General features: G+C 52.3%; 17 protein-coding genes and 1 pseudogene. 7 read left to right on the top strand and 11 right to left on the bottom strand.

The window, feature by feature from the left end; all coding sequences use genetic code 11:
• Positions 1 to 87 precede the first annotated feature (87 nt).
• Positions 88 to 714 (bottom strand): anaerobic ribonucleoside-triphosphate reductase activating protein, encoded by a 627-nt coding sequence (locus tag FIU95_RS10675; RefSeq protein WP_152453755.1) that lies wholly within the window; start codon positions 712 to 714, stop codon positions 88 to 90.
• Between the two features lie 2 nt (positions 715 to 716).
• Positions 717 to 2957: pseudogene (locus FIU95_RS10665) on the bottom strand (ribonucleoside triphosphate reductase).
• A gap of 1178 nt (positions 2958 to 4135) precedes the next feature.
• Here FIU95_RS10665 and FIU95_RS10660 point away from each other — a divergent pair.
• Entirely contained in the window at positions 4136 to 4342 is a 207-nt protein-coding gene (locus FIU95_RS10660; protein ID WP_152453753.1) for a hypothetical protein, read from the top strand.
• Between the two features lie 363 nt (positions 4343 to 4705).
• On the opposite strand, the gene FIU95_RS21140 is transcribed toward FIU95_RS10660, so the two are convergent.
• A complete protein-coding gene (locus FIU95_RS21140; RefSeq protein ID WP_172975378.1) occupies positions 4706 to 4849 on the bottom strand; it encodes a hypothetical protein in 144 nt (47 codons plus the stop codon).
• Positions 4850 to 5109: 260 nt separating this feature from the next.
• Here FIU95_RS21140 and FIU95_RS10655 point away from each other — a divergent pair, with 260 nt between their 5' ends.
• Entirely contained in the window at positions 5110 to 7077 is a 1968-nt protein-coding gene (locus FIU95_RS10655) for a hypothetical protein (protein ID WP_152453752.1), read from the top strand.
• Between the two features lie 429 nt (positions 7078 to 7506).
• Here FIU95_RS10655 and FIU95_RS10650 read toward each other — a convergent pair whose 3' ends face one another.
• From FIU95_RS10650 to FIU95_RS10635, 4 genes are all read right to left on the bottom strand, one after another.
• Positions 7507 to 8892 carry an L-serine ammonia-lyase gene (locus FIU95_RS10650; RefSeq protein ID WP_152453751.1) on the bottom strand — a complete coding sequence of 462 codons (1386 nt, stop codon included), beginning with the start codon at positions 8890 to 8892 and terminating at the stop codon, positions 7507 to 7509.
• 187 nt (positions 8893 to 9079) lie between these two features.
• Positions 9080 to 10057 (bottom strand): tRNA 5-methoxyuridine(34)/uridine 5-oxyacetic acid(34) synthase CmoB, encoded by a 978-nt coding sequence (cmoB, locus tag FIU95_RS10645; protein WP_152453750.1) that lies wholly within the window; start codon positions 10055 to 10057, stop codon positions 9080 to 9082.
• 6 nt (positions 10058 to 10063) lie between these two features.
• Entirely contained in the window at positions 10064 to 10807 is a 744-nt protein-coding gene (gene cmoA, locus FIU95_RS10640; RefSeq protein ID WP_152453749.1) for a carboxy-S-adenosyl-L-methionine synthase CmoA, read from the bottom strand.
• Positions 10808 to 10929: 122 nt separating this feature from the next.
• Positions 10930 to 13839: an insulinase family protein gene (locus tag FIU95_RS10635; protein WP_152453748.1), complete on the bottom strand. Its 2910-nt coding sequence runs from the start codon at positions 13837 to 13839 to the stop codon at positions 10930 to 10932.
• Positions 13840 to 14014: 175 nt separating this feature from the next.
• Between FIU95_RS10635 and FIU95_RS10630 the strand changes: the two genes are divergently transcribed.
• Genes FIU95_RS10630 through FIU95_RS10620 form a run of 3 tightly spaced genes read left to right on the top strand, consistent with a single transcriptional unit; the run spans position 14015 to position 15856 of the window.
• Entirely contained in the window at positions 14015 to 14746 is a 732-nt protein-coding gene (locus tag FIU95_RS10630) for a DUF599 domain-containing protein (RefSeq protein WP_152453747.1), read from the top strand.
• A complete protein-coding gene (locus FIU95_RS10625) occupies positions 14733 to 15062 on the top strand; it encodes a nucleotide pyrophosphohydrolase (protein ID WP_253868563.1) in 330 nt (109 codons plus the stop codon). The genes FIU95_RS10630 and FIU95_RS10625 overlap by 14 nt, the downstream gene beginning before the upstream one ends.
• Entirely contained in the window at positions 15059 to 15856 is a 798-nt protein-coding gene (locus tag FIU95_RS10620) for a methyltransferase (RefSeq protein WP_152453746.1), read from the top strand. Before FIU95_RS10625 ends, FIU95_RS10620 begins: the two co-directional genes overlap by 4 nt.
• 21 nt (positions 15857 to 15877) lie before the next feature.
• Here FIU95_RS10620 and FIU95_RS10615 read toward each other — a convergent pair whose 3' ends face one another.
• Complete coding sequence (locus FIU95_RS10615) at positions 15878 to 16405, bottom strand: molecular chaperone DnaJ (protein ID WP_152453745.1); 528 nt, start codon at positions 16403 to 16405, stop codon at positions 15878 to 15880.
• Between the two features lie 174 nt (positions 16406 to 16579).
• Between FIU95_RS10615 and msrA the strand changes: the two genes are divergently transcribed.
• Positions 16580 to 17203 carry a peptide-methionine (S)-S-oxide reductase MsrA gene (msrA, locus tag FIU95_RS10610; protein ID WP_152453744.1) on the top strand — a complete coding sequence of 208 codons (624 nt, stop codon included), beginning with the start codon at positions 16580 to 16582 and terminating at the stop codon, positions 17201 to 17203.
• Positions 17204 to 17275: 72 nt separating this feature from the next.
• On the opposite strand, the gene FIU95_RS10605 is transcribed toward msrA, so the two are convergent.
• From FIU95_RS10605 to FIU95_RS10595, 3 genes are read right to left on the bottom strand one after another with little or no spacing between them, the layout of a single operon-like run.
• The gene (locus FIU95_RS10605; protein ID WP_253868561.1) at positions 17276 to 18115 is read right to left on the bottom strand and encodes a sulfurtransferase; all 840 of its coding nucleotides are present in this window, start codon (positions 18113 to 18115) and stop codon (positions 17276 to 17278) included.
• Positions 18116 to 18150: 35 nt separating this feature from the next.
• Positions 18151 to 19809, bottom strand: coding sequence for an alpha/beta hydrolase (locus tag FIU95_RS10600; protein ID WP_152453743.1), 1659 nt, complete (start codon positions 19807 to 19809; stop codon positions 18151 to 18153).
• 52 nt (positions 19810 to 19861) lie between these two features.
• Complete coding sequence (locus FIU95_RS10595) at positions 19862 to 20479, bottom strand: trimeric intracellular cation channel family protein (protein ID WP_152453742.1); 618 nt, start codon at positions 20477 to 20479, stop codon at positions 19862 to 19864.
• A 395-nt stretch (positions 20480 to 20874) separates the two neighbouring features.
• Between FIU95_RS10595 and FIU95_RS10590 the strand changes: the two genes are divergently transcribed.
• Positions 20875 to 21756, top strand: a complete 882-nt coding sequence (locus FIU95_RS10590; RefSeq protein ID WP_152453741.1) for a DMT family transporter — start codon at positions 20875 to 20877, stop codon at positions 21754 to 21756.
• The last annotated feature ends 64 nt before the right edge of the window (positions 21757 to 21820 follow it).

Here is a 21820-nt window from a genome sequence, read left to right as displayed (position 1 = left end):
CCTTTGAGCCCGCCACCAGAAGAGTCATAAAAAGAAGATGTCCTGGGCCGACCATCGATTCTATTTCGTCCCCCAATCTTTTTAGCCCTAGGAAATAAACTTCAGAGTTTGGTCAAGCGCTTGCTCGGCATTACAGTGTTGCACCTCTAAATGATGAACACCGTATTTGCAAAGCTTCTCCTGAATTTGAGCTAGCTCCTCATCACTGGTGAGGCGAGGATGCCTAGTAAGGCGTACTTGCATTGCTGTTCCCGCCTCGACGAGTAGCTCTACACATTGCCAGGGTGCTGTACCGCTACCATCTACCCCGGTAATGGCAGGGTAATTTTCCGGCAACGCTTTTATATCCAGCCCAACCCAGTCCAAGCTGGGGATCAAGCGACTCAGTTTCCGAGGGTAGATCCCGGCAGTATGTAAACCTATCTTAAACCCCAGGCTTCGGGCTTGGGCTATGGCGGCTTCCAGTGCCCCCTGGGCAGTTGGCTCTCCGCCAGAAAATACCACCGCATCCAGCAGTCCTTGCCGGCTGGCGAGGAACCCCAATATCTGGTCCCAGTCGTAGGCACTGGGCGCGCGGGCCGGCAACAGATCACCATTATGGCAGTAGCGGCAACGCCAGGGGCACCCCTGGCAAAAGACCACCGCGGCCAATTCACCAGGGAAGTCGATAGCGGTAAATGGTGTAAAACCGCCGATGCGCAGCTTTTCAGCCATAGCTATTTGCCATTACCTGCAACAAAAAAGCGGCGTTCCCTGTGTTCCGATTGTTTGCCAGGATTCCAGAAGGAAACTGGGCGGTGATAGCCCATCACCCGGCTCCAGACTTCACAGCGGGTACGGTCTTCATTTTTGAGTGGTGAGGTTGGTTTATTCATGATGTCTCTCCTTGGTGGTTGGTTTTAATCGCTGCAGCAAGATTGCTCACGAGCGAGCAGAGCCTCATCGCAGCGGGGACAGAATTCGTGTTCGCCGCTCAGGTAGCCGTGTACTGGGCATATAGAAAAGCTGGGAGTTACTGTGATATAGGGCAGCCGATAATTTTTCAGGGCGCGCTGTAATAAGCGGCGGCAGCTATCGGCATCTGGCAGTTGTTCACCCAGGTATAGGTGCAGCACAGTGCCGCCCGTATAACGGGATTGTAGGGATTCCTGCCGGGCCAACGCTTCGAAAGGGTCATCGGTAAAGCCGACTGGTAGCTGGGATGAGTTGGTATAGTAAGGTGCTTCCGTGCTGCCAGCCTGAATAATATCTTCATAGCGCTTTTGGTCTTCGCGGGCAAAACGGTAAGTAGTTCCCTCAGCCGGTGTGGCTTCGAGATTATACAGGTGGCCAGTTTGTTCCTGGAACTCTGTCATTCGCAAACGAATATGGTCGAGCAACTGCTCGGCAAGTTTTTTACCGGTATCTGTGACGATACTTTCACGGTCTTCACTAAAGTTTCGCAGCATTTCATTAATGCCGTTAACGCCAATGGTAGAGAAGTGGTTACGCAGAGTGCCAAGATATCGACGCGTGTAGGGAAACAGGCCGGCGTCCATATGCCGCTGAATCACTTTGCGTTTCACTTCCAGAGAATCCCGTGCAAGTAGCAGTAGTTTATCTAACTGGGCGAGTAGGAGATCCCAGTTTCCTCTATACAGGTACCCCAGGCGCGCGCAGTTGATGGTTACCACACCGAGAGAGCCTGTTTGTTCCGCGGAGCCGAATAATCCATTGCCCCGTTTAAGTAGCTCTCGCAGGTCCAGCTGTAGGCGACAGCACATGGAACGCACCATGTTTGGACTGAGGTCTGAGTTAATAAAGTTTTGGAAGTAGGGCAGTCCATAGCGGGCAGTCATGGCAAATAGCCGTTCGGCATTTTCGCTCTCCCAGGGAAAGTCCTCACTGATATTGTAAGTTGGAATTGGGAAAGTGAAGACCCTGCCGCGCGCGTCCCCTTTACTCATCACCTCAATATAGGCGCGGTTAATCAGGTCCATTTCCACCTGCAGGTCACCATAAGTGAATGGCATTTCTTTGCCGGCAATCACCGGCACCTGCTCTCGCAAGTCTTGAGGGCAAACCCAATCGAAAGTGAGGTTGGTAAAGGGGGTCTGGGTGCCCCAGCGGGATGGCACGTTCAGGTTAAAAATCAGCTCTTGCATACACTGGCGCACACTGGCGTAATCCAGCTGATCCTTGCGTACAAAGGGTGCGAGATAAGTATCGAAGGAGCTAAATGCCTGGGCTCCAGCCCATTCGTTTTGCAATGTGCCAAGAAAGTTAACGATCTGCCCAACTGCACTGGTCAAGTGGGCGGGCGGTGCAGACTCCACTTTGCCGGGAACCCCATTCAACCCCTCGTGCAGCAGGGAGCGAAGTGACCAACCTGCGCAATAGCCGGCCAACATATCCAGGTCATGGATGTGTAAATCGCCATCCCGGTGGGCTGCACCAATCTCCGGGGAATAAACATGATTCAGCCAGTAATTGGCAATCATTTTACCGGCGCTATTTAAAATCAGGCCGCCGAGGGAGTAGCCTTGGTTGGCATTGGCAGCGACACGCCAATCTGCCTGCTCCAGATATTCTTCAATGGAAGCCCCAACATCTACCAGAGTTTGTCGATCATTGCGTATGCGCGCATGTCGCTCCCGATAGGCGATGTAGGCCCGAGCAGTATCTATATAATCGCAATTGATTAATATTTGCTCGGCAATATTTTGGATTTCCTCAATATCGACCGGTGTCGCTGCATCAAAGCGATGATTAATCACTTTCAGGATGCCCTGGGTTAGCCAATCAACTTCATCCTCACCAAATTCACCAGTAGCCTGCCCGGCTTGCACAAGTGCCGAAGTAATACGTTGAGGATCAAAAGCCACAGCGCGACCATCCCGCTTTCGCACCAGAAAACTGCTTAGGTTTTGAGTAGGAGATATGGCACTGTCAATTTCTGGGGTAGAGGTACTGGTCATGGGCTTTCCTTCACAGATTGTGCGGGAAGCTTATAAAAGCCCAGGGGAGAAGCACTTGATCTGGATCACTATATATAGTGTTTTGGATCTTCAAGTGGCACACTATGTTGTACTAAAGAGTAGGGGTCTAGTTTGAAAATATTAAAGTATCAAGGCGTCCGTACTGGGTAATAGTGGTATGGCTTAAGTATTTTGGGGTGTATTGCACGGAAAATAGTCAGATCCACACTTGTTGCTAGATAACAGTTTCCTAGTGGTCCTTTTAAATCTAGGAATTGCCAATAAAAAATATGCTAGTAAAGGGCACAGTAGCTATCTCTATCCTTTTTTAAAAAAATAAAAAGATGGTATTTTGATAACGCTACTTTACTCTGCCCTCCATTAGCTCGCAGCGAAGTAAAATATTATGGTTGACTCAAAAGGTCAGGGTGCCATGGTTTATTTAGATGTTAATAGGGTAGGGGATTAATTGGTTTATTTAGGGGCTGCGACAAGATAAGTCGGAAATGAGTTGTTTCTCTATTTTCTGATTGGATATATTTTGTGTTGCGGCATATATGATTCATAAGTCGGAGCTCTTTAAAAAGCCAGAGTCTCGTGCCTTGCTGCCTTAGCTATTTATTTGTCCATTTTTACTGTAAAGCTGATGTTTGCATATGAGGTCTATAAAGACGACCCTTTACAGCTGGTGACTTCTGGAAGTCATGAGTTTTTCATGTTAGGTCGGTACGAAAGTGAGGTCGGTAATTGGTTTTTATTGGTTACCCTTCTAAAGGTTATTTCATATCTTGAAATCAGTTATTCTCACGCAATTACATAGAAAAAAGTCCTGCAATAATGAGCTGATTCAAGTTATGAAGCAGCTCCTAGGAAAGCTGATTCAATAGCCTCCTTTTAGGGGGCAGAGGGCAAATCCGCATTCTAAGAATGCGGATTTTTAGTAAAGTGATTTTTGATGTCATTTGGCGCGGTATCAGTTAAAGTGCAGTTTTATGGCTGGTAAACGTGCCGTGTAACAGCGTGTGACCTTAAAAGTGTGCTGCCCTGTATATATATTCCTTTAGAATACCGTCGTGTTAATTCAGTGCATGGAGAGGCTTTGGCTGGATTAGCACCGTCTATATGCCAAGCACCCATATCCTCTGATGTTGTTAAGCTGATTAATAAGGAAAAGTAACATGGAAATTGAAGTCACTTCTAATGAAGGTTCTATAGATCCTGCCGATCCCACTGCTGAGCCAACTAGGGAGAAGTACTCGCCTGAAAATCCACCCAAAGGATGGACCTATGTTAACTATAAGAATGTGGAAGGTGGTGGCTTCCGTTGTCCGAAGTGTAATGCCGTTGAAGATGGAGCAGATGTAGACGGACACGGTTGCAATTGATTGAAAGGACATTCGGGCAATATTTTGCCCGAATGTTTTTATTGTCAGATATTAGAAAAAAGCTTGCACCTACCAAAATTTTTCACACCTAAACCCCTTCTTGCCTAATTCACTTATTCGTGGTTATGGGGTTGTGTTTTTTTGTGTTGTCTGATCCTGCTTCCCAGCTGCTAATAATTGATTCCGGATTGGTTTCTAACTCCATTGCCTATGGCCATTAGTGGTTTAAGCCACATATAAATTTTATTATAAGGGAGGTGAGTTTGAATAAGATGATAATAACAATAATTCTGGTGGTGTTCAGTTTGTAGGTGTTTGTATCCGATCTTAGTGTAGCGCAAGCTAGAGGCTCCCTTGGCACTGTCAAAGAGTTAATCTCATGGCTCTGGGAAGAGCCTGTTGCTCCGATTCTTCGGCTAAGCGTTTGTTTATTGCTGCTAAAACCTCCAGCACTATTGCTTCAACAGGCGCTTGGCTGTCATTAAGAAGCAATTCGGGAGTGCTCATGCTGAATAATATCCCCCATTTTTAGTAAAGCTATATGGTGGTAGAGAGCACTTCTAACGCATTTTGTATATAGGTGACAAATATCGTCAGAAAGGCGCTGATATAGGCCGGCTTTAGTTTCTTCATTTTTTTAAATGCGACACAGAAAAATATTCACGAAAAAATAAAATTCTTTTCGTATTTTCATTTCGTGACTCATTGGAACTTAATTCTTAATTCTTACCTAACACACAAATCAAAAAATAAGATTTCAGGCGATTATGGACAAGTTATTTGGCAAAAATTTACTGGTTTTGGCATTAACTGCTACTTTGGCTGCATGTAGCGGCGGAGGGGGCGGTTCTTCAGACTCCGAACCTGAGACACCAGCTGCGAGCGATGGTGGCAGTAATAATGGTGGTGATCAGGGTGGCGACAACCAAGGAGATGATAGTGGTTCCGGTGATACTGGGAGCGATACGCCTCTTCCCGACAATGATCCCTCAACGGTAACGGTTGGAGGTGTTTCAAGCTCCGATCTGGGCTTTGCTACAATAACGGCCACCGATATTACACTGCCTGACGCAATGGTAAACGCACAGGAAGTGTATCAGCTTGCACACTATATTGGCCGAACAGATAGTGAGCAAGATGAAGAAAATATCGATATCCCCATTCGTAGCTACACTGCGACCTGCGCAACTGATACAGATAAGCCTCGGATGTTTGTATCCACGACCTTATCTGAAGGACAAAGCGCCTCAAATCCGACCTATGGCTCAGTCTATGAACTCCAATATAACCCTGAAACTTCAAGTTTTGATCAAACTGGCAATACCACGATTCTGAAACAGTGTTATGAGTCTCACGGTATAACAGCTAGCGCTGACTGCTCCAGGGTTGCTGTTTTATGTAATACAGAATACAAGGCTAGTGAGCGATACGATGTTAAGAAAGATCTAATTGAAGAGCACGGTATTGGCTGGATGAAGATTGAGGACAATCTTGACGCTGTTGCAGGTACCGATAATGAGAAAAAGTATAACGATCAGATTTGGCTGATGGAGTGGGATAACAAGCCTTTATCCGAAGTGCCTGATGCTTACGTCGTAAATAAAATGCATGGTGGCACTCATCTTGGTACCCAAGAACTATTATATGTTGAGGATGACAGTAAAGGACGAACCAGTTACGCATTTTCCGTGACTGCTCGAGTACTGGTTAGCGGTTCTCACTATTCTGCGGGACTTACCGTGATCGACCGAGATGACTGGTCAATGACCATGACTGGGGATGAGCGTAGGGGCTGGTATTGGCTATGTGGACATGGTCATGTACTGAATATCCGGGCTTTCTATAACCCTGGCAACGAAATGTTTGGTGCGCTCTGTACCAGTGATGGGAATAAATATCATCCCTCTCCTGGCTTGAATGCAATTGCCATCAAAATGGAAGATGATGGCTCCTCTGTCCTTGAAGGCACCTACAATCACGTGGTTCCTACAACAAGTGCAATGATTTCGAATGGGGGAGGGCACACAGTCGTCCCAGTTGATGCTAATACTAATTTATCTGTAATCGTTTCACCGAAGTACATCGAAGATGAGGATATGGATAGGTTCTTACAGGATACACTCGGTATTGATACCAGTGGAGATGGTCCCTTTGATGACCAATGTGCTGATAAGGCCAATAAAAATTGCTTCTTCTCGTACCTCGAAGAGATCGAATATGATGAGGGTGACTATTCACTGATACCAAGGCAAGGACTCTATTCTGGCGGCGCCCTGGATAAATCTTCTTTAACTCGCGTAGGTATTGCCAAGGTTGATTGGGAAGGCAATATTGAGGGGGTTGGTATCAAGTGGCTGGCTGAAGATTCCGATTGCCAGATTAGTGACCCCCAGCTCGTCGACCTGAAGAACGACCGCTACCTGTTTGGTTATGCACAGTTCCAGTGTATTTCCGATAACCTTCCATACAATCGCAGTTACAATAAGAAAGGCGAGGCCATGCGTATGCTGGTTCCAAAAGCCTATTATGTGATGGAGATTGACGCAGATCTGAATGTACTTGAGGGGCCGGTAAAACTCACCGATTATGGATGGGGTGGATTGGATGAGCCAATGTATCTGGGTAACGGCAAAGTGGCCTGGAATTATATTAAGAACCCTACCTTTGAGAATTATATCGGCGGTCAGCAAAATGTGTGGCAAGCGATTGTTTACCACTCTAAAAGTGTGAATTAACCCTTATCGACCGGGCCCTTTTCTTAAAGGTCCCGGTCTTTTACTAAGACTGCCTCTTGTTGTGTTTACTCTGGATGCCCAAGTAACTACTGCTAGACTTGCGGCAGAATATACCATGTAAGCCAATGGGGACTCGTAGAACATGCCACTGGAGGCTTAAGGGGGCTTTTATACTTTCAAAGAGTGGCCCTAAGATTAAAATCTAATGCCCCTAGATAAAGATCGGGCCATAAAAGTAGGCTATAGGTATTTTTCGAGGTTGAAATTTGAAAGGACTAAGGCCTTTTGTGGCGAGCCGGACCTAACTTCTGTAGTCTTCGAGGTCCACAGAGGTTTTATGGGGCTGTTCAGAGGCTTCTGTGAAAAATTGATTCGCCAGAAATAGCAAAATTACCGGGGCTAAATCCAACCCCGGCATAAAAAAATCAATCAGCAGTTAACCGCGTTAACCGCCAGCCCACCCAGAGATGTCTCCTTATATTTACTCTGCATATCGATACCAGTCTGGCGCATGGTTTCGATCACGCTATCCAGCGGTACGATATGGGCGCCGTCGCCGCGTAGGGCCAGGCGAGCGCCGTTGATGGCTTTTACTGCGCCCATGGTGTTGCGCTCGATACAGGGAACTTGCACCAAGCCACCTATAGGATCGCAGGTGAGGCCCAGGTTGTGTTCCATCCCGATCTCGGCGGCGTTCTCGATTTGCTGGTTGCTGCCGCCTTCCACGGCGGCCAGGCCTGCGGAGGCCATGGAGCAGGCAACGCCGATCTCGCCCTGGCAGCCCACTTCGGCAGCGGATATAGAGGCATTTTTCTTAAATAGCATGCCGATGGCGCCGGCGGTGAGCAGGAACTTCACTACCTGATCCTTGAGTTCGCCGTGTACTTCTGGGTCGTGTACAAACTCCACGTAATAGGCGATAACCGCGGGAATAACACCGGCGGCACCGTTGGTGGGGGCGGTAACAATGCGGCCGCGCGCGGCATTCTCTTCGTTAACGGCGAGGGCAAACAGGCTTACCCAGTCGAGGATGGCGAGGCCGCGATTGCGCTCCTCTGCGGTTTGCTTACTCAGCTCGCAGTAGAGTTCGGCGGCACGGCGACGCACTTTTAGGCCGCCGGGCAGAATGCCTTTTTGCTGGCAGCCCCGCTCGATGGAGGCCTCCATCACTTTCCAAATATTCCACAGGCGGTCTTTGACTTCCTGTTCGCTGCGAAATGCTTTCTCATTTTCCATAGCCAATTCGGCGATGGTCCAGCCATGCCGGTCGCAGATCTTCATCAGCTGTTCGGCGTTGCTGAAATCGTAGGGCAGCAGGGTGGCAATCTCCTCCTTGTGGGCGAAGTCTTCTTCTGAAAGAACAAAGCCACCGCCGATGGAGAAATAGCTGCGCTCGAACAACAGTTCATCGCCGCAATAGGCCTGGCAGGTCATGCCGTTGGAATGTTGAGGCAGAAACTCTTCCATATGGAAGAGCAGGTCGCGATCGTGAACAAACTCTATTTTGTGGTCACCATTGAGGGTCAACACCTGCTCGCCGTGGATGGCGCCCATCTTCTCGTCGATGCTATCGACGTCGATAGTATCGGGGGTTTGGCCTAGCAGTCCCATCAATACGGCCATATCGGTGCCGTGGCCGACGCCGGTCAGGGCCAGGGAGCCGTAAAGGTGTACTTGAACGCGGTCGGTTTTTGCGAGCTGGTCGCGGTCGCGCAGGTCCTGAACAAACTGGCGTGCGGCGACCATTGGGCCCACCGTATGGGAGCTTGAGGGGCCGACACCAATTTTGAACAGTTCAAATACGCTAATACTCATATAAATTCTCTGCGCTGGGCCGCACACAGTTGCGGCCCTCCCTTAAGGATATAGTTGCACCATTTAGGGGCGCACTTTGCCTTACAAGGCGCAACAATCAAGATGGCAGCTGCTATTCCGTACAAAATTCTACTTGTTGCGGGTTTTGCGGAATTTATGAGTTCCCTATCACCGGCTGTGATACAAGCTACGGCACTTCCGCGACCAAAACAGCGCGTTTGGGCGCGGGGTGACCTTCTACGGTTCTATCCGGCGATTGCGGATCGAGAAAGTCGGCTAGGGATTCAAAATGCATCCAGTCGGTGCGCCGCTGTTCCTCCAGGCTAGTGGTATTCAAGTCTACCGTCCTGGGGTTGTGAAACCCGCATTTCCGCAGCCAACTTTCCAAAGTGGCGCAGCTGGGGAAGAACCATACATTGCGCATTTTGGCGTAGCGATCTTCCGGCACCAGGCAATCCCCGAGCCCGCCATCAATCACTAAGGTCTCCAACACCAGCTGGCCACCGGGGCGCAAGGTCTCACGTAGCTCGCGCAGGTGATCCATTGGAGAGCGGCGGTGGTAGAGCACACCCATTGAGAAGGTGGTATCGAAGGCGCGTAGATTTGCGGGCAGGGCCTCGATGCCGAGTGGCAGTAGGTCCACCGGCTGGTCGTCGCCGAGATATTTTTTCAGGGCGTAAAACTGAGCGACGAATTTTGCCGAGGGGTCGATGCCAATCACACGCCGGGCGCCGGCGCCATAGGAGCGCCAGCAGTGATAGCCGTTGCCGCAACCCACATCCAGCACCAGCCTGTTTTCCATAGGTGCCAGGTGAGGCAGTACCCGGTCCCATTTCCAGTCGGAGCGCCATTCGGTATCGATAGGCAGGCCAAAAATTTCCCAGGGGCCTTTGCGCCAGGGATGCAGTTTTCTCAGTTCCTGTTCCAGTAACTGCAACTGCTCCGGCGAGGCGTCACTGGCCTGGCCGATACGCACACTATTGCCGAGCTCGATGCTGGAAGGGGCGATATCTGGCAGAGCTTCGACAGCGGCGCGCCAGTCGGGCAGGTCGCCCCAGCGATGCGGGCTCAGGTTTTCGGCTACCTGCTGAGGCAGCTGGGTCAGCCAGCCGCGCAGTTCCGGGATATGTTGCAGGCCTTGGTAGAGTTGGGTGTAGTCAATCACGGGTACTTACTTATCGGGGGTGCCTTTGATGGCGATCAGGGAGGCAAAGTTAAAACACTGGAACCAGACATCGACGCTGGTGAAGCCGACACTTTTCAGGCGCGTGCGGTGGGTGTCCAGGGTCTCAGGAATCAATACGTTTTCTAAAGCCGAACGTTTTTGTGCGATTTCCAGGGCGCTGTAGCCATTAGCGGCCTTGAAAGAGTGATGTAACTCAATCATCAGTTCGTTGTGGTCTTTATCGGCGAAGTCCACTTTCTCGGAAATAATCAGTATGCCGCCGGGGCGCAGTCCCTGCTGGATTTTACGCAGGATTTCCTCGCGCTCCTCAACCGGAATAAATTGCAGGGTGAAGTTCAGCACCACAACGGAGGCGTTTTCAATTGCCACGTTTTGCAGGTTGTCGCAGATGAGTTGCACGGGCACTTCGCCGCTGTCCGCTTCGAGTACCGTGCGCGCCTGGGACACCATCGCCTCGGAATTATCTACGGCAATGATTTCGCAATCTGCCGCGGGAATACGGTGGCGCATGGCCAGGGTGGCGGCACATAGTGAGCTGCCGAGGTCATAGCAACGGCTGCCGGCCTGGGCATAGCGTTCCGCGAGGGTGCCGATCATGGCCACGATGGTGGTGTAGCCGGGCACGGAGCGCTTGATCATGTCCGGGAAGACTTGCACCACCTGCCGATCAAATTCAAAACCGGCCACCTGGCCCAGTGGGTTTGCGTAGATATTATCTTGTTTGCTCATCGGGACTTCGCTTAGGGATCACGGCAATGATCCGAGAGAAATGATTACCGCCGAGTACATTTTGTCTGCAAGCGGGTAAAACCGGCGCCCCGGCAGATATTGCTGCCGGGGGCCTGGCGTAATTACAGTTTTTCTTCTTGCAGGTTCAGCTTTGCCGCCGCTTCACTGCCTTGAGGGCCGGTGACAATAGCGGTGCTAGCTTTGGACGGTTCCAGGTAAGTGGCACCAACACGCTGCAGGTCTTGCAAAGTAACTTCTGTCACCCGCTTGCGGAACTGCTGGCGTACTTCGTGGGTGCGTCCATATAGGCCGGAGTGGAAATTCTTTTTGGCCTCGCCGGCGGGGGAGCCGGGTTTGTCCAGGCCGCCAATCACACCGAGGATCGATTCTTCCACTTGCTCCTCCTTGTGCTTGCCTTCGGCCAGCCACTGTAAAGAGGCATCGAAATCCTCTAGGGTTTCTCCCATGCGCGGGTCGCGATAGGAGTAAAAGCGGAATACCCCGATATTGCTATCGTGTCCGGCACCACCGCCGTAGGCGCCGCCCTGTTCGCGAATCGTGCGGTGCAGGAAGCCGTTGCGGAGGAAACCGCTCAATACAGAAAGCGGTGCGGCATCCGGGTGCGACATGGGCACAGTGGCGTAAGCCTTGGAGCAGAAATTCACCTGGCTGTTGGCCACCCAGAGCTCTTGTACCTGTTTGCGCTCAAAGGGTGCATCCGGGTTGGCCGCAGTTGCGCTGGGCGTAGAGATGAGCGGGGCCAATGCCTGGCTGAAATCTCCCAGTTTCTCCTCTTCCCCAATCAACAGGAACTGACGTGGGGCGGCGAGGATCTTGTCGTGGATCGCCTGGAAATGCGCGGAAAGTTGCTTCAGGCCGTCTTTTTCATCGAGCCCTTTGACCAGAGCTCTCAGGTTGCGCAGGCCCAGCAGGCCGCCGCTGGCGTGGCTCTCCCAGGCTGCGCGATTGTAGCCGGCACTGGCAGCTGCCATGGCGAGAGCGTGGCCGTTGCCCACAACGCCCTGTTCGCGGCGCGCCAGGGTTTGTTGCAGCAGTTCTTTAATGCGGGCGTGCTCATCGAAGCGCACTTGCGCCATGGTGGCCTGCATCAGTTCGGTGAGTTCGCCCTGGTTGCGAGAGAGTGCCTTGCCGGAAAGAATAAAGTGGCCGGACAGGTGATCCAGGTTGTCGATGGCGGTGCGACTGCTGGTAAAGCCATGCAGGGCACCGGCGACACGGGTCTGCCATTGCTGGACTTCCAGGTAGTCTTTATCGGCGAGGCCAACCTCGCTCAATACCTGGCAGTAGTAGGGCAGCAGCGCCTTTTCCTCTTCGCTAAATTCCGGCAGGGCGCAAACCATCTGCTGGTAAACCAGACCATTGGTACCGGCGCTGTAGCGGGTGAGTTTTTGCTCGCCAATTTCAGTGGTTTCACCCTCGACATCGGGCATTTCCGCGGGAATATCCTCTACACCCACTTTGGGCAGGATGGAGGCATCGTCCTCGCGATTTTGGCGATCCGCTAGGGCCTTGGCGGTTTCGACAATCTGCGCTTTTTCCTTCTCGCTGAGGCGCGCCTTAATCTGCGCTAGCTGTTCCTTTTCCGCCTGCTCTTTGCGCTCGGCCAGTTTGTCGTCCGGGCTCATCACCAGGCGCACGCGGTGCTGGTTTTCCAGCAATAGTTTGCGGGCTTTATTGGCGATAAACATCGGATCTTTGATCTGTTCGCGCAGTTTTTCCAGGGTGGCGTCGATATTCAGCAGGCCAACCGCATCGCCACGGTGGGTAGCGCCAGTAAGCGCGGTGAGGATCAGTTGCAGGCCGAAGGGGTAGCCGTCACCACCGATTTCGCGCTGTTGTAGTTCCAGCTGGTGCAAACTAGCGGCTACCTGCTCGTAAGGAATGCCTTTCTCGGCCACTTCTTCCAGAACGGCGAGCACTTGTTTTTCCAGCTCGTCGGCGCGCTCGCGCTCGCTGCCTTCAATACCGCAGACAAACACAAGTTCCCGCTGGGAATCGTCCAGCCCGATAAGTGGGGAAGGGGAGGTGCCGAGGTCGGTGGTCTCTAACAGTTTCATCAGCGGGGAGGCACTGTTATCCAGCAGTACACCGGCGAGCAGATGTGCGGTGAGGGCCTCTTCCAGATCGGTTACGTCACCGAGTAACCAGCTCAAAACAATATGGGTTTTTCCTTCCAGAGGCTCGCCGGTAAGCGGGTAGTGCTCTTCCACCTTGAGTGGAGCGTAGTAGCGATCTTCGCGGCCCACCTCGATGGTCTTGTCCAGCTTCTCAAATTTGTGCAGCGCTTTTTCTTCAAAAGCAGCCTGGTGTTCTGCGGCGGGAATATCGCCGAAGGTCATAAAAATGGCGTTGCTGGGGTGGTAGTGACTGCGGTAGAAATCCACTAACTCTTGGTAGCTGAGCTTGGGAATATCTGAGGGTTCGCCACCGGAGTTGAAGTGGTAGGTCGTGGTGGGGAACAGATATTTGCTCAGGGTGTGCCAAAGCTGCGAGCTGACCGAGCTCATGGCGCCCTTCATCTCATTGAACACCACGCCTTTGTAGACCAGCTCACTGCTGGTGTTTTCGGTTTCGGCAAATTCCAGGCGGTGTCCTTCCTGGGCAAAATCCAGCGGGTCCAATGTGGCGAAAAATACCGCATCCAAATAAACATCGAGAAGGTTATTGAAATCCTTGCGGTTTTGGCTTGCAAAGGGGTAGGCGGTCCAGTCCGAGCTGGTGAAGGCATTCATAAAGGTGTTGAGTGAACGCCGAATCATCATAAAGAAAGGGTCGCGCACCGGGTATTTGTTACTGCCGCACAGTGCGGTGTGCTCGAGAATATGGGCCACACCGGTGGAATCGTGGGGCACAGTGCGCAGTGCCACCAGGAAAACATTTTCCGCGTTGTCTGCGGCAATGTGCAGGTGTTGGGCACCGGTGGTGGTGTGACGGTATTCTTCGACGCGCACGCCGAGGGAATCGATTTCTGCGCTGGTAACCAGTTCAAATGCAGGATGTGAGTTGTTCAAAAGACAGCTCCCTGGAGTTATAGAAAATTTTCTGGCCGGCCTCTGCCGCCGGCGAAAGGGCGCTATTCTACCGCTTGCACACACCGGAAAGACAGTGTTGACAAGGATGTCAGCAAGGCGAAGACTTCACCTACCGAAGCCCCGGCATAAATGTAGACGAACAGGGAGATAGAGGTTGTCCTGGTTGGATATTGCCAGCGTCACTGGCTTTTTTATCACATGGGTGGGTTACACCGTATTCGCACGTAAGAAAGCCAAAGAGACTTGGTGTCTCACATCTTCATTGCAATGGTATCGAGTGGAGTGGATGCTGCGCATGCTCGACCGGGATATGCGGATGGCAGATACCGCGATCCTCAGTAACCTGGAGCGGGTGATTGGCTTTTTTGCCTCCACCAGTATCCTGATTTTGGCGGGCTTGGTGACGGCCCTAACGGCGAACAAGGCCGCCATTGAAGTACTCACCAGCTTGCCCTTTGCCGAGCCCACCACGGTTGAGCAGTTTGAGCTTAAGGTGATGCTGCTTATCCTGATTTTTATTTTCGCCTTTTTCAATTTTACCTGGTCCCTGCGCCAGTACTCCTTTGCCAATGTGCTGATCGGCGCTGCGCCTCCGCCGGAAGCGGGGGAGTTGTCCGAGGCCGAGCGCCGCCGTTTTGCCATCAGCACCGCCAAAGTAATTGACCATGCCGGGCACAGTTACAACTACGGTTTGCGCTCCTATTACTTTTCCATGTCGGTACTGGGATGGTTTATCCACCCTCTGCTGTTCATTGCCGGTTACGTTTTTGTGGTTTGTGTGTTGTACCGGCGCGAGTTTATGTCCCGCGCGCTCAATTCGATTTTGGCGGCGCGGGAGGGTGGCCTGGAGCGCCAGCAGAGGAAGAAGTTCAGTGGAAAATCGTGAAATTGTGGCGGCCTTTGACAAGGTGGCAAAACTGCGGGGCTGGCAGCAGCTGCATACCGCAAAGAACCTGGCGATGGCGCTCTCGGTAGAAGTGGCCGAATTGAATCGGCATTTTCAGTGGCGTGATAACGGTGACATCCACTCGCTGATGCAGAGTGAGAATGCTGAAGAGGTAGCCGCAGAGCTGGCAGATATCCAAATGTACCTGTGTAAGTTGGCGGAGGTACTCGGAGTGGATATGGATGTGGCGCTGCGCAGTAAAATCGTGGAAAACGAACGCCGGGCTACTGAAGTTGTGGATGGTGGGGCCCCATGAGCGATACACGTTACAGCGACAGAAACTTTGACGACCTGGCGCATCGATTTCGCGATCGAATTTACGGTGGTCTCAAGGGGGATATTCGCCTGGCGGTATTGAACCGTGATTTGGCGTCGATTGTCAGCCGGGAATCGCGCACTCTGAAAATTGTGGATGCCGGTGGTGGCCAGGGGCACTTTGCCATGGACTTGGCTGCTGCAGGGCATCGGGTGTACTTGGCAGATATTTCGGCGCAAATGCTGGAACATGCTGCGGCAGAGGTGCAGGCGAGACATTTGCAAAAGCGGGTAACCCTTTTGCATAAGCCCCTACAAGCGCTGGCGCAGATGAAAATGCTGCAGGGCGCGGACCTGGTAATCTGCCATGCGGTGCTTGAGTGGCTGGAGGAGCCACGGCTGGCCTTGCAGCAACTGCACCGTTTGCTGAAACCGGGTGGCTACCTGTCTCTGACGTTTTACAACCGGCGCGCGCTGGAGTTTAGGTTGTTGCAGCGCGGCAGCTTTCGTCAGTTGGAGCGCAATATCGATGAGGATTACTGGGGCGGGCACCCCGGCAGCCTGACACCACAAAACCCGCTGCTAATGGAGTGGGTGAGTGATTGGCTGCAAGAGGCGGGTTTTGAAGTGACTTGTCATAGTGGCATCCGCTGTTTTCACGACTTTATGACGCCAGCTATTCGCGACAAACTGCCCGCCGCGGCAATCGTACAAAAGGAACTGGAGTACTCGCAGACCGACCCCTATCGTCAGCTGGCGCGTTATATCCACCTCCTCTGTCGAGTACCAGAATAAAGCTCTGAAAAGGGCTGAAGATTAGAGCGTGCGCAGCAGCAATTCCTTGGCGGCATTTACCCGCGACGCCAGGTAGTCGTTACCACCGCGATCCGGGTGCAATTTTTGGATAAGTTTGCGGTGCGCACCGATAATTTCATCCCGCCCGGCCTTGGCGCCGACGCCCAAAATCCGCCGCGCTTCATGTTCACTTAATGGCGGCCCCTGGTCGGTCTGTGTGGTTTTATGTTCCTGCTGAGTTTCCTGTTCTTGTTGTGGATTCGGGTTTTGCCGGTTGCGTGCGTAACGCTCAAATAGGGGGGCCAGCCAGGGCATCAGGCGCGTGAGTTGATTGAGCAGGCGCCCCAATACCGGCAAGATCAGCAATACTGTGGCGCCGACCCAATGTAGCCGTCCACTAATCGCCAACAGTACGACAACCGCCGCCGCCCCCATTAGCGTGATAAAGAAAATCTGTTTGCGTTTATCGCCCTTTGAACTGGCTTTGATTTTCTGCCAGGCATACCAGACGCCGATAACAATCAGTATTAGAAGAATTAAACGTGCCAATGGCGGCTCCTTAGATTCTGAACTTGCCAAGTTTGTGTCCAGGGCTTAAATATCTTTCCGATCCCATGGATTGTCAGGTTACCATGGCTCGCCTCAAGCCCTTCCAAACTCTGGGCGGAATGATGGCTTGTAGCTATCCTGTTTGAAGAAAATTTCAGCACTTGAGATAACAGTATGCAATACGACAAATTCCAGATTCCGGATGCGGATCAGATTTTGCCCGGCCGACCACAGCCGATGGAAATCACCGGCGTCCATTATGTCAACGGCAATCCCATTCAGGAGCCATTCCCCGAGGGCATGGAGGTCGCATTATTTGGCATGGGCTGCTTCTGGGGTGCGGAGCGACTGTTCTGGGAAATTAATGGCGTCTATGCCACCGCAGTGGGTTATACCGATGGCGCCACCGAGAACCCAAATTACGATGAGGTGTGTAGTGGCCGCACGGGACATGCCGAGGTGGTTAAGGTGGTGTTTGACCCGAAGAAGGTCAGCTATGCAGAGTTACTGAAAACATTTTGGGATATGCATGATCCCACCCAGGGCATGCGCCAGGGCAATGATATCGGCTCCCAGTACCGCTCCTGTATTTTCTGTACCCACGAAGGGCAGAAGAAAGAAGCGGAAGCAAGCAGGGAAGCCATACAAGCGGCCCTCAATGAAAAGCAGCGCGGTGAGGTGACTACCGAAATTAGCATGGCCCAGCCATTTTATTACGCCGAGGAATACCACCAGCAATATATGGCGAAAAACAAAGAAGCCGTTTGCCCGATACTGCGTAATCCCATGCACGATTAAGGCGCTCGGCTGATCCGTGGGGGCGGAAATCACAGCCCCCTTGATCCCCCTGACTAGATTCTTCCTAGCCCCTTATTTGCTTTGCCGCTGATGTGCGCACCAATCGCTCCAGCTCCCTGGATAGAGTAGGGAGTCCCGGCGTCCGGCCAGCTGTTGAGCAAAGTAGTTTACACAGGCCGTCACCCCTGAACCGCAGTAATTCAGAATGGGTCGTCCATCTGAGTGGGAATCCCAAATAGCTTGGAGTGCCGCAGGCGACTTCACTTTGCCTTTCTCGTCGGTCATTTCCCGCCAGGGTTGGTTGATGGCGCTGGGGATATGGCCCGCGATGGGATCTATGGGTTCGTGTTTGCCGGCAAAGCGATCTGTATCTCGGGCGTCTACCAGCTGCCAAGGCGCATCGCCCAGAGAGGTTTTAAGGGTCTCGTAGTGCACCAGCAGATTGTCTTTTGGCCTTGCACTGAAATTGCCTTCCGGTGCGGCTTCCGATTCACCGCTCTCTAAGGCCAGACCGGCGTCGAGCCATGCACGCAGGCCTCCATTGAGAACCTGGATATTTGTGTGGCCGAAAAAGTAAAACAGGAACCAGGCGCGCGCAGCAAAGCCCAGGCGGTTATCGTCGTAGACAACCACTGGCGTATCGGTGTTGATACCCAACTTGCGGGCGAATTGCTGGAACTGTGCGCTGTTGGGCATGGGATGACGCCCGCCAAACTGGTGTGTGGGGGCGGACAGATCCCGGTGCAGGCTGGCGTAGTGGGCTCCGGGAATATGCCCCGCTGCATAGGCTTGGGCTCCGCTTTCCTTGTCGGCGAGATCATAGCGGCAGTCCAGGATGACCACCGCCTCGTCGTCAATCTGTTTTTGGAGATCCTTTACTTCAATGAGCGAAGCGCTGTGCATTCGGTCCATGTTGATTCCTGTTGTCGTCCAATGACGCCAATCGTTTAGGGTTCGCTTTCCAGAGCTGGTATGCCCGTGGAGGGGGCCTCCGTTTCACCACCTTGGCTTTGCTCCTCTTGTTCCTTCCGCTCTTCCTGCTCTTCCTGGATCTGGTCTGCCAGTTCCTGCTTGCGGCAGTCTTTGGTGGGTTCTGTCTGGTCGCTTTCTGGGTTGTCGAGAAAGCGCGCCGCCGCCTTTTCTGCGCAGCTGCTGGCAGAAATAATGTCGTGAGCCAATTGAGGGAATAGCAGCCATTGGTGATTGGGCAGCGCTTTGCGCGCTATATCTACATCCTCCGCGGACAAAACCGGATCGAGCCCACCGTGTAACACCATCACTGGAGCGGGAGTGGCAATGGGCTGGGATTCCAGCAGTGGTGCGGCGGGGATCGCCCAGATTCGGCATTGCAGTTGCAGCAACTTCAGGTCTGAGCGCACAGCGCCGCCGAGTATGCCGGTGCCCTCGGCGCTCTCGCGGGCTTGGTCGAAATCGACAAAGGGCGCTTCCTCGTAGCAGAAGTGGCTGACCCCGGCCGCGTCGCCAAAGTAGGGGTCCAGTACGATTTCCATAAAGTGTCCAATGGCTTTTTGCGCGGGCTTCAGGCCCTCGTCGCCACTGTTCTCCAGCCCCTCAATCAGCTTTGGCAGTTCACTGTAAAAATTCTCGTTGTACAAAGCCTGGAACAGCACCCTCAGCAGGCGTTGGCCCGTGAGCACAAACGGGTAGGGCTGATTCGAATAGCGGTGCTTGATAGAAACCGTGCGCGGTTTCTCATCGAGGGTTTGCACCAGGTTCTCCAGGCGCCGGCGCAGATCCGGGTAGCGGCTGTTACATTTTTCATCCTCAATACAGTGCTTGAGGCCGCGCTCGTAAGCCGCCAGTGAATCCTGAGCAAGTTGTTGGGTATAGGCGATATTCGGGAAGACCGCGCTGTTGAGCACCAGGGCGCGGGTTGAATCGGGGAAATCCCGCGCATAAGTGAGGGCGTAGCGGGAAGAGTAGGAAACGCCATAGAGGTCGAGCTTATCGATTTTCAACAGCTTGCGCAGCTCTTCCACATCCCGAGCAATCACCGAGCTGTTGTACTGCGCCATATCCGCGCCCTTACTCAAACGACTGTAGCAGCGCTCCATACTGAAAGCGAAAACACGCGCCTCCTCTTCCGGGGAGAGGTTGCGCTGGAAAGCCGTCTGCGCGTCCTCGATAAACTCGCTGCAGGTGAGGCGCGGTCGCGCCATGCCGGTGCCGCGTGGATCGATCACGATTAAATCGCGGCCGTCTTCAACAGTCATCGCGGCGTAGTTCAACCACAACCAGTCGCTGGCGTTTTCCGGCTCCAACCCCATGCTGGCGCCGGGGCCACCGGCCCCGAGGTGTAGTAGTGGTGCCTTATTGGGGGCTGGATGATTGGCACGAAAGCGAATTACCGGGAAGCGAATTTTTCGCCTGGTGGGGTGGGCGTAATCCTCCGGCACTTCCATCATGTAGCACTGGGTAGCGGGCCAACTGTCGTCGGTTTTAAACCAGCAGGACCTGGGATATAGGTGGGTATAGCTCCTGGGCTTTTTCACCGTGGGGGTTGCCCCCTGCTCAGACCGATCACAGGCGCTCATCAGTAAGCTGATGAATATGATGCAGGCGGTCAGTGGGCGGAGATTTCGCACTAAGTGTCTTCCTGTGGGCAAAAAAAGTTCTAGGTTCTGTGGGCTGTGCCGCTCAATGGTTACCGAATCGCGCAATGGGTGCGGAGAGGTTCCACTTCAGAGCTGCCAGGCGGATTGCCAAGGTAACCAGCACGGCTATAGCCACCACCAAGTCCCCCGGCAATTTGCCACTGGCATCGAGGGCAACCAGTACGGCGGCGCCGGTGAGGGCCGCAGTGGCATAGATCTCTCGGCGCAGAAGCAGTGGAATATCCCCGGAGAGAACATCGCGAATTACACCGCCGAAAGTACCGGTCATCATTCCCATTACGATGGCAATAGTGGCGGAGTAACCCAGCTCTAAACCCTTCTGTGTGCCGATCACGACAAATACTGCGAGGCCAATGGCGTCCGCTATCATCAGTAGGCGCATGGGCACTTGTAAATAGCGTATCAGGTAAAAACTGACTACACCGGTGGTGACAGCGATCCACAAATAGTAGGTGTCTTGCAGCCAAAACACGGGAATATTGAGGATGATGTCCCGAATGGTTCCCCCTCCCGTGGAGGTGACACAGGCGAGCACTACTGCGCCAAACAAATCCATCTGCTTGTGGCCTGCAGCGAGTACACCACTAAAGGCAAAGACTGCAATACCGATCAAGTCGAACCAATGCAGCAGCTCATCCATATCATTGTTACATCCAGAGATTGGCGGGCAGGGGAGAATAGCACTTCTATTTACGCAAAGGGAGTCGGCTACTTGGCCGCCAGTAAGAAGTGTGAGGCGGTGCAATTGGCAGCCTATTTATGGCTGCTGGCCACAGGAGAGAGTCCCTTTAGCACTCTGTGAGCTTGGCAGAGCATGGAGCCAGCTTTTGTCTGATTAACCATGGCAGGTTTGCCCAGCGAATCTTATACGCGCCGTAAAAAGTAAAAAAAAGGATTTTAAGGGATTTGATGGAAAATTGACCCTGCCGACAGGTGTTATTGAATGCTGCCACATCCAAGGGGTAAAACCCTGGAGGTTGATGGGGGCTGGGACAGAAACAGTGAGTGATAAATATCTGAAGCCAAGTATCCACTATGCCAATTTATAGCATCCTAAAAGCGCTAGCTTGTGTATTTATCATTGGCATGGCTTACCCAATTGTTAAATTTGCGATCAATGATATCCCTCCATTGTTGCTGACCGCCCTGAGGTTTTCATTGGTGGGTGTGCCACTTATCATTTTTTTCCCGTTTCCGAAAACCTCTGTGATGAATGTGTTTTTGACGGGAATTTTTCTTCAGTTCCTCAATACCGGTTTGGTTTATTTTGCTCTGCGTAGCGATGCACAATCTGGGGTTGCCAGTTTGTTGGCGCAGTCACAGGTACTTTTTACCCTGCTTTTTAGCGTTTATTTTTTTGGGGATAAAATTAGCCGGCAGCAGTTGTTAGGGTTGTTGGTTGCCGCTGTGGGTTTCACGATATTTTTTCTACACGCCGATGAAAATGGAGCGACAACCACAATGGGGCTCGTGCTTCTGATTGCTTCGGGAATGGCCTGGGCTATTGGGAACATGTTGCTGAAAAGTATGAAGGGGGTAAACCTGCTGCATCTGATGATTTGGGCATCACTGGTGCCGCCAATCCCGCTATTCGTATTATCTTATTTTATGGAAACGCAAAGACCGCTTAAGGTTTTACTTGAAGCTTCACCTTTGGCATGGGGCGCGGTTCTATATCAGTGTTTGTTTATCACTCTGCTTGGATTTATGTGGTGGGGCGATTTGATTCGACGTTATTCAGCTGCTTTTGTTGCACCCTTTGGGCTACTGGTTCCGGTATTTGGCTTGATAGGCTCCTGGGTACTTTTAGGTGAGTCGATGGATACTATCGAGTGGTGGGCATCCCTGTTGGTTTTCGCAGGCATTGCCTTTTGCGTGATCAATGTGCAGGAGATAAAGGCGCAAGCCAAAGGGTAACGTCTTGCAATAAAATTTTAGGGAGCTCAGGGAAAGCCGCCGGTTTAATAGGGCAGGGCGCATA

This window comes from Microbulbifer sp. THAF38 (assembly GCF_009363535.1).
GTDB lineage: Bacteria > Pseudomonadota > Gammaproteobacteria > Pseudomonadales > Cellvibrionaceae > Microbulbifer.
The sequence above is the reverse complement of the archived record's forward strand: the minus strand, read 5'-3'. Positions and strand labels throughout refer to the sequence as shown.

Excerpts from the sequence above, each read along its gene's own strand:
- FIU95_RS10675 (WP_152453755.1), bottom strand. The coding sequence starts at position 714 with ATGGCTGAAAAGCTGCGCATCGGCGGTTTTACACCATTTACCGCTATC.
- FIU95_RS10660 (WP_152453753.1), top strand. The coding sequence starts at position 4,136 with ATGGAAATTGAAGTCACTTCTAATGAAGGTTCTATAGATCCTGCCGAT.
- FIU95_RS21140 (WP_172975378.1), bottom strand. The coding sequence starts at position 4,849 with ATGAGCACTCCCGAATTGCTTCTTAATGACAGCCAAGCGCCTGTTGAA.
- FIU95_RS10655 (WP_152453752.1), top strand. The coding sequence starts at position 5,110 with ATGGACAAGTTATTTGGCAAAAATTTACTGGTTTTGGCATTAACTGCT.
- FIU95_RS10650 (WP_152453751.1), bottom strand. The coding sequence starts at position 8,892 with ATGAGTATTAGCGTATTTGAACTGTTCAAAATTGGTGTCGGCCCCTCA.
- cmoA (WP_152453749.1), bottom strand. The coding sequence starts at position 10,807 with ATGAGCAAACAAGATAATATCTACGCAAACCCACTGGGCCAGGTGGCC.
- FIU95_RS10620 (WP_152453746.1), top strand. The coding sequence starts at position 15,059 with ATGAGCGATACACGTTACAGCGACAGAAACTTTGACGACCTGGCGCAT.
- msrA (WP_152453744.1), top strand. The coding sequence starts at position 16,580 with ATGCAATACGACAAATTCCAGATTCCGGATGCGGATCAGATTTTGCCC.
- FIU95_RS10605 (WP_253868561.1), bottom strand. The coding sequence starts at position 18,115 with ATGGACCGAATGCACAGCGCTTCGCTCATTGAAGTAAAGGATCTCCAA.
- FIU95_RS10595 (WP_152453742.1), bottom strand. The coding sequence starts at position 20,479 with ATGGATGAGCTGCTGCATTGGTTCGACTTGATCGGTATTGCAGTCTTT.
- FIU95_RS10590 (WP_152453741.1), top strand. The coding sequence starts at position 20,875 with ATGCCAATTTATAGCATCCTAAAAGCGCTAGCTTGTGTATTTATCATT.